This is a genomic window from Marinobacter maroccanus (assembly GCF_002933275.1).
GTDB classification, from domain to species: Bacteria; Pseudomonadota; Gammaproteobacteria; order Pseudomonadales; family Oleiphilaceae; genus Marinobacter; species Marinobacter maroccanus.
In genome coordinates this window covers 303,174-316,114 of sequence record NZ_PSSX01000003.1, presented here as the reverse complement: position 1 = coordinate 316,114, position 12,941 = coordinate 303,174, and the positions used below count along the sequence as shown (strand labels likewise).

Here is a 12,941-nt window from a genome sequence, read left to right as displayed (position 1 = left end):
CAAATGCGTCGGCTCAGATTAGCTCTTTGCCTTGCTCTTCATTTCCTTGGCTTTCTCGACCGCTTCCTCAATGGTACCAACCATGTAGAACGCCTGCTCGGGCAGTTCGTCATAGTCACCATTCAGGATGCCCTTAAAGCTGCTGATGGTTTCCTTGAGGGAAACGTACTTACCGGGGGAGCCGGTGAAGACTTCAGCAACGTGGAACGGCTGGGACAGAAAACGCTCGATCTTACGGGCACGGGCTACGGTCAGCTTGTCTTCTTCTGACAGTTCATCCATACCCAGGATGGCGATGATGTCTTTCAGCTCCTTGTAGCGCTGCAGGTTAGTCTGCACGCCACGGGCCACTTCATAATGCTCCTGACCGATAACCAACGGATCCAGCTGACGGGAGGTGGAATCCAGCGGGTCGATCGCCGGGTAGATACCCTTGGAAGCGATGTCACGGCTCAGTACAACAGTAGCATCCAGGTGCGAGAAGGTGGTCGCAGGCGACGGGTCAGTCAAGTCATCCGCCGGTACGTAGACCGCCTGGATGGACGTGATGGAACCGTTCTTGGTGGAGGTAATACGCTCCTGCAGCTCACCCATCTCCTGAGCCAGAGTCGGCTGGTAACCTACCGCAGACGGCATACGGCCGAGCAGTGCGGATACTTCGGTACCGGCCAGGGTGTAACGGTAGATGTTGTCCACGAACAACAGTACGTCACGACCTTCGTCCCGGAATTTCTCAGCCATTGTGAGACCGGTCAGGGCCACACGCAGACGGTTTCCGGGAGGCTCGTTCATCTGACCGTAAACCATCGCTACTTTGTCGAGGACGTTGGAGTCCTTCATTTCATAGTAGAAATCGTTACCTTCACGAGTCCGCTCACCAACACCCGCGAATACGGAGAGACCGGAGTGCTCTTTCGCGATGTTGTTGATCAGCTCCATCATGTTTACGGTTTTACCAACACCGGCACCACCGAACAGGCCAACCTTACCACCCTTGGCGAACGGGCAGATCAGGTCGATAACCTTGATGCCTGTTTCCAGCAGGTCCGCAGACGCTGCCTGGTCGGCATAGCCCGGGGCCTTACGGTGAATCGCCCAACGCTCTTCTTCGCCGATATCGCCGGCTTCGTCGATGGGTCGACCCAGGACATCCATGATACGGCCCAGAGTCTGGGTACCGACCGGTACCGAAATCGGCTTGCCGGTGTTTTCTGCTTTCAGGCCACGCTTCAGGCCCTCGGTGCTGCCCATGGCGATGGTACGAACAATGCCGTCGCCCAGCTGCTGCTGGACTTCCAGAGTTGTTTCGCCACCTTCAAGCAGCAGTGCGTCATATACTTTGGGTACGGAGTCACGTGGGAATTCCACGTCGATAACCGCGCCAATGATCTGAACGATTTGTCCGCTACTCATGCTCGGTTCCTCGTTATCTTGATAGTCAATAAAACCAGTTGGATTGTGGGCTGGATCACACCGAAGCGGCGCCGCTCACAATCTCCGATATCTCTTGGGTAATGGCTGCCTGACGCGCCTTGTTATAAGCCAACTGAAGTTCGTCGATAATGCCACCGGCGTTATCAGTTGCGCTCTTCATGGCGATCATCCGGGCTGCCTGTTCACATGCCAGATTTTCTACCACACCCTGGTACACCTGGGATTCAATAAAACGTGGCAGAAGGCCATCGAGGATCTGCCTGGCATCGGGCTCGTAGAGATAATCCCACTGGTTCTTGATCTCTTCTTCGTCTTCGCTCTCAGGAAGGGGCAACAATTGCTCCACCTTCGGGCTCTGGGTCATGGTGTTGACGAACTCGTTGTTTACCACGTAAAGGCGATCAATCTTGCCTTCCGAGAACGCATCCAGCATAACCTTGACGTTGCCGATGAGTTTTTCAGAGCTCGGGCTGTCCCCCAGATGGGTCAACGCCGCGACGACATTGCCGCCGTAGCTCCGGAAAAAGGAAGCCCCTTTCTGCCCGATGGCGCACAGATCGGTTTCCACTCCTTTTTCTTTCCACGCTTTCATTTCACGGACAAGCGTTTTGAACAGGTTGATGTTCAGACCACCGCAGAGACCACGATCAGTCGACACCACGATATAGCCCACGCGCTTTACTTCGCGCTCGACCATGAACGGGTGCTTGTACTGAGCGTTCGCCTTGGCAATGTGCCCGATCACCTGACGCATCTTGTCGGCATACGGGCGGGTTGCCTGCATGCGTTCCTGAGCCTTCCGCATCTTACTCGCAGCCACCATTTCCATGGCGCTGGTAATTTTCTGCGTGCTCTTGATGCTTGAAATCTGGTTACGTATTTCTTTGCCGACGGCCATAACTCACTGCCTTCTCAAGTTAGACACTCGTTGCTACGAAAAGCGGCCCGCGGCGTTAGCCGCAGGCCCGTTTTCTTACCAGCTCTGAGTGGTCTTGAATTTCTCAAGTGCAGCTTTGAGGCCGGCAGCGATTTCGTCGTTGTAATCGCCTTTCTCGTTGATCTTGTCGAGGAGGTCTTTCTGCTCGGAGCGCATCCAGTCAAGCATCTGCGCTTCAAACTTCACTACCTTGTCGACATCAACGTCGTCCAGGAAGCCTTCGTTGGCTGCGAACAGAACCGTACCCATTTCAGCCACAGACATCGGGCTGTACTGGTTCTGCTTCATGAGTTCCGTTACACGCTGACCGTGCTCAAGCTGCTGACGAGTTGCTTCGTCGAGATCGGAAGCAAACTGTGCGAAAGCGGCCAGTTCACGATACTGGGCCAGAGCCAGACGGATGTTACCGCCAAGCTTCTTCATGATCTTGGTCTGGGCTGAACCACCTACCCGGGATACGGAGATACCGGCGTTCATTGCCGGACGGATACCGGAGTTGAACAGGTTGGTTTCCAGGAAGATCTGACCGTCGGTAATGGAGATTACGTTGGTCGGTACGAACGCGGAAACGTCACCAGCCTGGGTTTCGATGATCGGCAGGGCGGTCAGGGAACCGGTCTTGCCTTTCACTTCACCGTTGGTCAGCTGTTCAACATAATCAGCGTTTACCCGGGACGCACGCTCCAGCAGACGGGAGTGCAGGTAGAATACGTCACCCGGATAGGCTTCACGGCCCGGCGGACGGCGCAACAGCAGGGAAATCTGGCGGTAAGCCACAGCCTGCTTGGACAGATCATCGTAGATGATCAGGGCGTCTTCGCCACGGTCACGGAAGTATTCACCCATGGAGGTACCGGAGTACGGAGCCAGGAACTGCATCGCTGCAGGATCGGCGGCACCGGCGGCAACCACGATGGTGTGATCCATCGCACCGTGCTCTTCCAGCTTGCGCACAACGGCGGCAATGGAAGACTGCTTCTGACCAACGGCAACGTAGATACACTTGATGCCGGTGTTCTTCTGGTTAATGATCGCGTCGATGGCGACAGCGGTCTTACCGATCTGACGGTCACCGATGATCAGCTCACGCTGGCCGCGACCGATCGGCACCATGGTGTCGATCGCCTTCAGACCAGTCTGAACCGGCTCATCAACGGACTGACGTGCGATAACGCCCGGTGCAACCTTCTCCACCGGAGAGGTCAGGTCGGTACCGAGGTCACCCTTGCCGTCGATGGGGTTACCCAGACCATCAACAACACGGCCCATCAGTTCCGGACCAACCGGAACTTCCAGGATCCGACCGGTACAACGAACTTTCTGACCTTCCGCCAGATCTTCGTAATCGCCCAGTACAACGGCACCAACAGAATCGCGCTCCAGGTTCAGCGCAATACCGAATGTGCCGTTGGCAAATTCAATCATCTCACCGTACATAACGTCGGCAAGACCGTGGATCAGCACGATACCGTCGGAAACCGACAGGATCGTACCTTCGTTCTTTGCTTCGGAAGAGATGTCGAGTTTCTCGATTCTCTTCTTGATGATGTCACTGATCTCGGATGGATTCAGTTGCTGCATGCCAATATCCTCAAACCTTGTGCTGAAATCAGGAGCCCAGAGCGTCGGCCAGCTTGGTCAGCTTTCCGCGTACAGATGCGTCAATGACCATATCGCCGGTGCGAATAATCACGCCGCCAATAAGAGACTTGTCCAATGACGCTGCGAGTGACACTTGCCGCTCGAGTTTCTTCGAAAGTGCCTGGGCGAGCTTCTGTTGCTGTTCGTCCGTCAGCTCGAAAGCCGCGGTGACTTCGATATCAACAGTGCGCTCCAGATCAGCCCGGTACGTGTTGAAGAGCGCTGCAATCTCAGGAAGAAGAGTCAGCCGGCGGTTTTCAGCCAGTACAGCGAAAAAGTTGCGGACCTGATCGGTGACGCCATCTTCAGCGACCTCCAGAATCAGTTCTGCCTTCTTCTGCTCTTCCAGACCCGGATTCGCGAGAAGCTGTCGAATGTCTTTGTTCGCGGTGACCTGCCCGGCAACTGTCAGCACCTGGGACCACTCAGCCAGCTGTTCATGCTCCTGAGCGGCACTAAATGCTGCCTTTGCGTAGGGACGGGCCAGCGTTCTCAGTTCTGCCATGATGAACCTCGTCGTTTAAAGTTCTGCCGCCAGTTTTTCCAACATCTCGTTGTGCTTGGAGGCATCGACAGAGGTTTCCAGGATCTTCTCAGCACCGGCAACGGCAATGGTGGCAATTTCTGCACGCAAAGCGTCACGAGCCTGATTGCGCTCCTGTTCAATTTCGGCCTTGGCCTGCTCAATCAGCTTCTGGCCTTCCTTGCGGGCGTCATCCTTGGATGCTTCCACAATCTGGGCCGCGCGCTTGTTGGCCTGTTCAATCAGACCAGCAGCTTGCTGCTTGGCTTCACGCAGTTCCTGAGCTGACTTTTCCTGAGCCAGTTCCAGATCGCGCGCAGCGCGGTCTGAGGCAGCCAGTCCGTCAGCGATCTTCTTTTGACGCTCCTGCAGTGCGGCCATGATTGGCGGCCACACGTACTTCATGCAGAAGACGACAAAGATAAAGAACGCGATGGCTTGACCAATCATCGTCAAATTAATGTTCACGTCTTCACCTCTCGCCTGTTTTGTTAAGAATCATCTGACCGGGGTAAAACCCCGGCTCTGGCGACTCGATTAACCGGCGATCTGGCCGACAAACGGGTTGGCGAAAGTGAAGAACAGAGCGATACCAACACCGATCATGGTTACGGCGTCCAGCAGACCTGCAACGATGAACATTTTAACCTGCAGCATCGGGGTCATTTCCGGCTGACGCGCAGCGCCTTCCAGGAACTTGCCACCGAGGATACCAAAGCCAATCGCAGTACCCAGGGCACCCAGGCCAATCAGCAGTGCAACGGCAATAGCGGTCATTCCAACTACAGTTTCCATGATAACTCCCAGTTTTCAGTTAGGTTTTTCAGTTTAAGGGTTTAGGGTTTAGAACTACGGCTTAATGGTGTCCGATCAGTGACTGTCTTCGTGAGCCATGCTCAGGTACACGATCGTCAACATCATAAAGATGAATGCCTGCAGGGTGATAACCAGAATGTGGAAAATCGCCCAGGGAACAGACAGTGCCCACTGTGCCCAGAACGGCAGCAGTGCAATCAGGATAAAGATCAGCTCGCCAGCGTACAGGTTACCGAACAGACGCAGCGCCAGTGAGATCGGCTTGGCGATCAGGCTCACGCCTTCCAGCAGGAAGTTGATCGGGACAAGCAAAATCTTCAGGAACAGATTGTCGGAAGAGAAGGGATGCAGGGTCAGTTCACCGACGAAGCCACCCACGCCCTTCACTTTCAGACTGTAGTAGATGATCAGGGCAAACACCGACAGGGACATACCCAGAGTAACGTTTACGTCGGTGGTCGGAACCACCTTCATGTATTCCAGACCCATCAGGTGGAACAGCTGCGGCAGGAAGTCCACCGGCACCAGGTCCATCAGGTTCATCAGGAACACCCAGCAGAAAATGGTCAGCGACAGGGGCGCGATAACCTTGTTCTTGCCGTGGAAAGTTTCCTTCACGCTCTGGTCGACGAACTCAACCATCACTTCAACAAAATTCTGCAGCCCGCCGGGCTGATCCGAGGTGGCACGCTTTGCGGCCAGACGGAAAATAAACAGGAACAGGGCACCGAGCGCGACCGCCCAGCCCAGTGAATCAATGTGCAGTGCCCAGAAGCCCATGTCGGATGCTTCCCTGCCGGTGTGGGCCAGCGTCCAGGTTGCATCTTGAAGTACGGTTCCGTCGGCACGCTCATAGCCTGCCGGAAGTTTGCCGTAGGTGAGGTTCTGGAGGTGATGCTGGATATATTCTGATGCACTTCCTGCCATAACGGTTTCCCAGGTCCAGTTAGCTTTGCTGCGTATTGCTGCCCGCCAGAAGCGGTGTCAACCAGTTGGTGACCAGCATGATCGCAAATGTTAAAAAAAGTGCCGCTATATCAAGCGGCTGAATCCATTTAAACACCATCGTGAAAAGGATGGCGCACAGGATGAGCTTGCCGGCCTCACCCTGGTAAAAAGAAGTCATGATCTTCTTGGCAGACCGCGCGCCGGCGAAGCGGAATGCCTTGAGCGCAAAATAACCATGGGGGATCAGAAAGATAAGTCCGCCCAGCAGCGCTGAATAACCGGAAACCTGGCCTCGCAAGAGAAACGCCAGGCTGACGAAGACAAGTACCACACTCTCTATTACAAACCATCGTGCAATGGGCGGGCGGCCAATACCGCCTGAAGCTGCCTTCGTCATGTTCGTCCCGGAAGTACGGTGCTTTTCGGTCGATGTCGTCTAAAAAGTAAGCAAATACACCGATACGAGCGCCGCAGATTATATGTGTTCAATGTGCACGAATCAACAAAACCGGGCAGCAGCTGCTCCGTCAAAAGCGGCGTAATAACTGGGTTTTGGCAATTTTAGTCACAAATAGACGGCCGTTCAGTTTTTCACCACTACATGTTGTGTACACAGCCAGGCACGAACTTTCGTAGGGGGCCCGGAAGGCCGATAAAACCCAGACCTTTTATTTGATGTGGCCAAGAATGCCGTCAAGTTCGTCCAGAGAGCTGTATTCAATCACCAGCTTGCCTTTGCCACGCTGGCCATGATCGATCGACACCCGTGCGCCCAGCCGCTCGGCCAGATCATCCTGCAGGGCGCGAATGTTGGGGTCCACGGTGCCCTTTTTTCGGGATTTGCTGTCCGGGGTCTCCTGTTGCACCCGCCGCACCAAAGCCTCGGTCTGGCGAACCGACAGGGATTTGGCCACCACCTGTTTGGCCACCTGCATCTGCAGTTCCGGGGCCAGGGTCAGCATCGCCCGGCCGTGGCCCATTTCCAGATCACCGTGCTCGAGCATGATACGAACGTCTTCAGACAGTCCGATCAGTCGTAGCAGGTTGGTAATAGTGGTGCGGGATTTGCCAACGGCTTCGGCTACCTGAGCCTGGGTCAGGCCAAACTCGTCCTGCAGGCGCTGGAGGGCGAAGGCTTCTTCAATGGGGTTGAGGTTTTCGCGCTGGATGTTCTCGATCAGCGCCATGGCGATGGCGGCTTCATCGGGAACATCCCGGATGATGGCAGGAATGCTGTCCAGGCCAGCCATCTGGGTGGCCCGCCAGCGACGCTCACCCGCAATCAGCTCATAGCGACCTTCCGCGATGGGACGAATTACCACCGGCTGCATAACACCCTGTTGGCGAATGGAATCCGCCAGTTCCTGAAGGGCGGCAGGGTCCATATCACGACGGGGCTGGAACCGGCCTCGCTGGATCAGATCAATGGGAACTTCGCGAAGCTCACCGTCGTGGTCTTTCAGCTCCTGGTCAAGATTGACCTTGGAGCCCGCCAGCAGGGCGCCCAGTCCACGTTCACCCAATCCTCGTTTCTTCGCCGCCATGGTGTCAGTCATTCTTCCCGTTGAAAATCGTTGTGCTTAAGTGAGTGACAGGGCGGTATGTTACACCGCAACAGGCGCGGATGTCTTTTTTGAACCGTGGCGACGCACCATCTCGCCGGCCAGGGCGAGGTAGGCAATGGCACCCTTGGAGGCCCGGTCGTATTTCAGGGCAGGCACGCCGTAGCTTGGCGCCTCGGCCAGGCGGACATTGCGGGGAATTACCGCACGATACACCTTGTCGCCGAAGTACTCACTCAGCTGACCGGAAACATCCAGGGTCAGGCTGTTCCGGGGGTCGTACATGGTACGCAGAATGCCTTCCACCTGCAGATTCGGGTTAACCGTCTCCTGGATCTGCTCAACGGTGTTCATCAGCGCCGCCAGCCCCTCCAATGCGTAGTACTCGCACTGCATGGGAATCAGCACAGAGTCTGCCGCCGACAGGGCATTCACCGTCAACAGGCTGAGTGACGGGGGGCAATCAATAAGGATGTAATCATAATTGTCGCGAACGGTGTTCAACGCAAGGCGCAGGCGATGTTCGCGACCGATTTCGTTCATCAGTTCCACTTCGGCGGCGGTCAAATCGCCATTGGCCGGCAGGATATCGAAACCGGAGGCCTCGGCGGGAATGATCACCTCGGCCGCGCTGGCGCGCTTGGTCAACATGTCGTAGCCGGACAGTTCCAGGGCATTTTTATCCACACCGCTGCCCATGGTGGCGTTGCCCTGGGGATCCATATCCACCAGAAGCACCCGGCGTTTGGTCGCGGCCAGGGAGGCGGCCAGGTTGACGCAGGTGGTGGTTTTGCCCACACCGCCTTTCTGATTGGTCACTGCAATCACGCGCGCCATGTCCTGCCTCCTTGTTAATGGGTTAGCGGTATTGAACTTCGACTGCCAAACTACCGGGAATTCGCGGCCCGGGCGACCACCAGGAGATGGCGCTCGCCATCGGCACCGGGAACGTCCAGGGAGTGGCTGGATTTTACCTGCCAGCCAGCCGGGAGGGCAGCCACTTCATCATCCGGAAACTGACCTTTCATGGCAAGGAACTCGCCCTCATTTGCCAACAGGCCGCCACACCAGTTCACCAGGTTCTCCAGGGCGGTAAAGGCGCGGCTGCTAATCTGGGCAAAGGGTTCTTCGGGGCTGCAATCTTCCGCCCGGCCATGAATAACCTCGACGTTGCCCAGGCCCAGCTCGAGTACACACTGGTTGAGAAAGCGGGTTTTCTTGCCGTTGCTGTCGAGCAGGGTGAAGCGCTTATCCGGCAGTGCGATCGCCAGGGGAATACCCGGCAGACCGCCGCCGGCCCCCACATCCAGAAGATGATCCGTGGTTACCCAGGGCAGAATGCTCAGGCTGTCGAGCAGCTGCCGGGACACCATCTGCCGCTCATCACGAACCGCGGTGAGATTGTACGCCCGGTTCCATTTGTTGAGCAGGCCCAGAAAAGCCAGCAGCTTTTCCTGCCGATCCTCATCCAGGGTCAGGCCCATTGCTGCCAGTCCGTCCCGGAGCTGGCCATGCCAGAGTGACTTGGTCATGGGTGCAGATCAGGCCGACTGTTTGCGCAGCAGATCACGCTTCTTGAGATGAACCAGAATCTGGCTCACCGCCGCCGGAGTCACGCCCTGAATGCGTGAGGCCTGGGCCACGGTTTCCGGCCGCACAGTCTTGAGCTTCTGCTTGATTTCGTTGGACAGACCGCCGATCACGTCATAGTCCAGATCCACCGGCAGGGCGGTGTTTTCATTCTTGCGCAGCCGCTCTATCTCGTCGGTCTGACGGGAAATGTAGCCTTCGTACTTGATCTCGATTTCCACCTGGTCGGCGACAACCGAGTCGTTGGCCTTATCCGCCCCAATCTCCGCGATGTGGCTGTAGACAATCTCCGGGCGACGCAGCAGTTCCGCCAGTGACTGATCCCGGGTCATCGGCTGCTTGAGAAAGCCATTGGCCCGCTCACCGGCCTCGGTATTCGGATGAATCCGGGTGGCCTCGAGGCGGCTGCGCTCGGTGGCGATGGCCTCACGCTTGTCGTTGAATTTCTGCCAGCGCTCGTCGTTCACCAGGCCCAGCTTCCGACCGGTTTCGGTCAGACGCAGGTCGGCATTGTCCTCGCGCAGGATCAGGCGGTACTCGGCGCGGCTGGTAAACATGCGATACGGCTCGGAAGTGCCCATGGTGATCAGGTCATCCACCAGCACACCCAGGTAAGCCTCGTCCCGGCGCGGGTACCACTCGTCTTTTTCCTGGGACCGCAGGGCCGCATTGATCCCCGCCAGCAGACCCTGGGCTCCGGCTTCTTCATAGCCGGTAGTGCCGTTGATCTGGCCGGCAAAATACAGGCCCTGGATGAACTTGGTTTCCAGGGTGTGGCGCAGGTCCTGCGGATTCAGATAATCGTATTCGATGGCGTAACCCGGCCGGGTGATATGGGCATTTTCAAAGCCGGGAATCGAACGCACCGCCGCCAACTGAATATCGAACGGCAGGCTGGTGGAAATGCCGTTCGGGTAGAGCTCGTTGGTGGTCAGTCCTTCCGGCTCCACAAAGATCTGGTGGGAGTCCTTGTCGGCAAACCGGTTTACCTTGTCCTCGATGGACGGGCAATAGCGCGGGCCTACGCCCTCGATGCTGCCTGCAAACATCGGCGAACGGTCGAAACCGCTGCGAATAATATCGTGGGTCTGTTCGGTGGTCCGGGTCACGTAGCAACAGACCTGTTCCGGGTGCTGGCTACGGCTGCCGATGAAAGACATCACCGGCGTGGGGTCATCCCCCCACTGCTCCTGCATCACCGAGAAGTCCACAGACCGGGCGTCGATGCGCGGCGGCGTGCCGGTTTTCAGACGGCCGACATTGAACGGCAGTTCCCGCAACCGCTGGGCCAGGGCGTTGGCCGGCGCATCACCGGCGCGACCGCCGGCATGGTGTTGCATACCGATGTGAATAACTCCGCCCAGAAAGGTACCGGTGGTAAGCACAACGGTCTTCGCGTTGAAGCGGATGCCGGTCTGGGTGACGACACCGGTGACCTGGTCGTTTTCCACAATCAGGTCGTCCGCCGCCTGCTGGAACAGGGTCAGGTTCGGCTGGCTCTCCAGGGTATGGCGGATCGCCGCCTTGTAGAGAACGCGATCAGCCTGGGCACGGGTGGCGCGCACGGCCGGACCCTTGCGGCCGTTCAGTACCCGGAACTGGATACCGGCCTGATCGGTGGCTTCAGCCATGGCGCCGCCCAGGGCATCAATTTCTTTCACCAGATGGCTTTTACCAATACCGCCGATGGCCGGATTGCAGGACATCTGGCCCAGGGTCTCAATGTTGTGGGTCAGCAGCAGGGTTTGGGAACCCATGCGTGCAGCCGCCAGCGCGGCCTCGGTACCGGCATGGCCACCACCAATGACAATGACATCGAAACGGGTCGGAAAATCCACAGCTCACCTCGGAAATCGGGGATAAAATAGGGCGGCGAGTATAACGCCTCACCTGGGAAATTGCAGTCAGAATGTGCAAATTTTAACCAGAGTCAGCCCGGGTTGAAAGCTGATTGCCCCGGGCACCGTACCCGAAGGGCGTCTCCGGCCAGATTCAGAGGATAGTGGAAAACCGAAATTCATGGCTTTTCAGACGCTTGGATCAGTCTTCTCAGAAAAGTTTTCAAGAAAGTTATCCACATGCAAGGCTACTTGTTAAACACCCTAAAAATGATTTAACCATTTGTTTTTTATAGTTAACCTATATTTCATCCGGAGTGTTTCCGCAGGTTTTCCAACTAATTATCCACAGAATGTGAGGCGGTTTTGCGCCGAAGCCGCCAGACCACCAGTAACACCAGGCCGTTCAGGAGCGAGAGCAGCAGGAAAAACCCTGGAATGCTGATTCCCAAAAGACCGAGCACCACAATACCAGCCAGGGCACTTACCACCATGAACAACGCGTTGATGACATTCAGTGCGGCGATGATACGGGCACGTTTGGCCCGGGGCGTTTCGTGCTGGATAAAGGCGTATAGAGGCACGATGAAAAGACCACCGCAGATACCGATGCCTACCAGATCCATCAACACCCTCAGGTAAACGGGGTCGGTCAACAGGGTCCACCAGGTCGAGGCCACGGGATCATCCGGCACCGCAAAATACAGATCAATCCCGAACAGACTCAGCCCCAGGGCCCCCCAAGGCACTGGGGCCAGGGTAATCCGGTGTTTGGTGAGCCGCTCACACATCATGGATCCAATGGAAATGCCGATCGTGAACATAGCCAGCAGCAGCGTGACAACGGTTTCATCGCCCAGCAGATCGGTGCGGGCAAAATTGGGAAACTGGGTCAGGTAGGCAGCGCCAAGAAACCAGAACCAGGAGATGGTCAGCACCGCCAGCAACACCTGGCGCCGCTCGGCCGCCAGGGCCATCAGCCTCCAGGTTTCCACCACCGGCCGGAAACGCACCGTAACTCCGGAACCGTCGGGTTCAGTTGCCGGCACCTGCCTCGCGGCCAGGTAACCAAGTACTGCCATCACCACCACAGCAATCGCCGTCAGCCGGGCGGCAGCCTCAAAGCCCATCAACAGACCTGCAGCAATGGTACCCAGAAGAATTGCCACAAAGGTGCCCATGCCCACCAGACCATTGCCACCCACCAGTTCATCGTCCGCCAGCACCTGGGGCAGGATGGCGTATTTCACCGGACCGAAGAAGGTGGACTGGGTACCCATCAGGAACAGCAACACCAGCAACAGCTCGTACCAGCCGAACCAGAGCCCGAGCGCGGCAACGGACATGATCACGATCTCTGCCAGCTTCACATTCCGGATGATCCGGGACTTTTCATAGCGGTCGGCCATTTCGCCGGCAATGCCAGAGAACAGGAAGAACGGCAGGATGAACAGGAAGGCCGCCAGGTTAACCACCACATTCACGGACAGCCCCATCAAACTGCCGGCGCTGTAGGTGATCAACAGCAGCAGCGCGTTCTTGAACAGGTTATCGTTAAAGGCGCCGGAAAACTGGGTCAGGTAAAACGGCAGGAAACGGCGTTGGCCCAGCAAACGGAACTGACTTTTTGATGGCATCAAGGAATCCTGTTT

At 56.8% G+C, this 12,941-nt stretch carries 13 protein-coding genes; all 13 read right to left on the bottom strand.

Annotated features, from left to right (window positions below; genetic code table 11):
* Positions 1 to 18 precede the first annotated feature (18 nt).
* The gene (gene atpD, locus KEHDKFFH_RS06000) at positions 19 to 1,413 is read right to left on the bottom strand and encodes a F0F1 ATP synthase subunit beta (RefSeq protein WP_088826496.1); all 1,395 of its coding nucleotides are present in this window, start codon (positions 1,411 to 1,413) and stop codon (positions 19 to 21) included.
* 55 nt (positions 1,414 to 1,468) lie between these two features.
* A complete protein-coding gene (gene atpG, locus KEHDKFFH_RS05995) occupies positions 1,469 to 2,332 on the bottom strand; it encodes a F0F1 ATP synthase subunit gamma (RefSeq protein ID WP_104321065.1) in 864 nt (287 codons plus the stop codon).
* A gap of 75 nt (positions 2,333 to 2,407) precedes the next feature.
* Positions 2,408 to 3,952, bottom strand: a complete 1,545-nt coding sequence (gene atpA, locus KEHDKFFH_RS05990; RefSeq protein ID WP_104321064.1) for a F0F1 ATP synthase subunit alpha — start codon at positions 3,950 to 3,952, stop codon at positions 2,408 to 2,410.
* Between the two features lie 28 nt (positions 3,953 to 3,980).
* Positions 3,981 to 4,517 carry a F0F1 ATP synthase subunit delta gene (locus KEHDKFFH_RS05985; RefSeq protein WP_064229488.1) on the bottom strand — a complete coding sequence of 179 codons (537 nt, stop codon included), beginning with the start codon at positions 4,515 to 4,517 and terminating at the stop codon, positions 3,981 to 3,983.
* A gap of 15 nt (positions 4,518 to 4,532) precedes the next feature.
* Complete coding sequence (locus KEHDKFFH_RS05980) at positions 4,533 to 5,003, bottom strand: F0F1 ATP synthase subunit B (protein ID WP_174805021.1); 471 nt, start codon at positions 5,001 to 5,003, stop codon at positions 4,533 to 4,535.
* Between the two features lie 69 nt (positions 5,004 to 5,072).
* Entirely contained in the window at positions 5,073 to 5,330 is a 258-nt protein-coding gene (gene atpE / locus KEHDKFFH_RS05975; protein ID WP_012138088.1) for a F0F1 ATP synthase subunit C, read from the bottom strand.
* Between the two features lie 75 nt (positions 5,331 to 5,405).
* Entirely contained in the window at positions 5,406 to 6,278 is an 873-nt protein-coding gene (gene atpB, locus KEHDKFFH_RS05970) for a F0F1 ATP synthase subunit A (protein ID WP_008172580.1), read from the bottom strand.
* A 19-nt stretch (positions 6,279 to 6,297) separates the two neighbouring features.
* On the bottom strand, positions 6,298 to 6,696 hold the full coding sequence (locus KEHDKFFH_RS05965) for a F0F1 ATP synthase subunit I (RefSeq protein ID WP_104321063.1): 399 nt from the start codon (positions 6,694 to 6,696) through the stop codon (positions 6,298 to 6,300).
* Between the two features lie 271 nt (positions 6,697 to 6,967).
* Positions 6,968 to 7,843: a ParB/RepB/Spo0J family partition protein gene (locus KEHDKFFH_RS05960; RefSeq protein WP_104321102.1), complete on the bottom strand. Its 876-nt coding sequence runs from the start codon at positions 7,841 to 7,843 to the stop codon at positions 6,968 to 6,970.
* 60 nt (positions 7,844 to 7,903) lie between these two features.
* Entirely contained in the window at positions 7,904 to 8,698 is a 795-nt protein-coding gene (locus tag KEHDKFFH_RS05955) for a ParA family protein (protein WP_008172572.1), read from the bottom strand.
* A gap of 50 nt (positions 8,699 to 8,748) precedes the next feature.
* Positions 8,749 to 9,393, bottom strand: coding sequence for a 16S rRNA (guanine(527)-N(7))-methyltransferase RsmG (rsmG, locus tag KEHDKFFH_RS05950; protein ID WP_104321062.1), 645 nt, complete (start codon positions 9,391 to 9,393; stop codon positions 8,749 to 8,751).
* Positions 9,394 to 9,402: 9 nt separating this feature from the next.
* Positions 9,403 to 11,289 (bottom strand): tRNA uridine-5-carboxymethylaminomethyl(34) synthesis enzyme MnmG, encoded by a 1,887-nt coding sequence (mnmG, locus tag KEHDKFFH_RS05945; protein ID WP_104321061.1) that lies wholly within the window; start codon positions 11,287 to 11,289, stop codon positions 9,403 to 9,405.
* 338 nt (positions 11,290 to 11,627) lie between these two features.
* Complete coding sequence (locus tag KEHDKFFH_RS05940) at positions 11,628 to 12,926, bottom strand: MFS transporter (RefSeq protein WP_104321060.1); 1,299 nt, start codon at positions 12,924 to 12,926, stop codon at positions 11,628 to 11,630.
* Positions 12,927 to 12,941: the final 15 nt, after the last annotated feature.

Coding starts and splice junctions, on each gene's coding strand:
- KEHDKFFH_RS05940 (WP_104321060.1), bottom strand. CDS start 12,926: ATGCCATCAAAAAGTCAGTTCCGTTTGCTGGGCCAACGCCGTTTCCTG.
- KEHDKFFH_RS05955 (WP_008172572.1), bottom strand. CDS start 8,698: ATGGCGCGCGTGATTGCAGTGACCAATCAGAAAGGCGGTGTGGGCAAA.
- rsmG (WP_104321062.1), bottom strand. CDS start 9,393: ATGACCAAGTCACTCTGGCATGGCCAGCTCCGGGACGGACTGGCAGCA.
- KEHDKFFH_RS05960 (WP_104321102.1), bottom strand. CDS start 7,843: ATGGCGGCGAAGAAACGAGGATTGGGTGAACGTGGACTGGGCGCCCTG.
- KEHDKFFH_RS05985 (WP_064229488.1), bottom strand. CDS start 4,517: ATGGCAGAACTGAGAACGCTGGCCCGTCCCTACGCAAAGGCAGCATTT.
- atpG (WP_104321065.1), bottom strand. CDS start 2,332: ATGGCCGTCGGCAAAGAAATACGTAACCAGATTTCAAGCATCAAGAGC.
- atpD (WP_088826496.1), bottom strand. CDS start 1,413: ATGAGTAGCGGACAAATCGTTCAGATCATTGGCGCGGTTATCGACGTG.
- atpB (WP_008172580.1), bottom strand. CDS start 6,278: ATGGCAGGAAGTGCATCAGAATATATCCAGCATCACCTCCAGAACCTC.
- atpE (WP_012138088.1), bottom strand. CDS start 5,330: ATGGAAACTGTAGTTGGAATGACCGCTATTGCCGTTGCACTGCTGATT.
- KEHDKFFH_RS05965 (WP_104321063.1), bottom strand. CDS start 6,696: ATGACGAAGGCAGCTTCAGGCGGTATTGGCCGCCCGCCCATTGCACGA.
- atpA (WP_104321064.1), bottom strand. CDS start 3,952: ATGCAGCAACTGAATCCATCCGAGATCAGTGACATCATCAAGAAGAGA.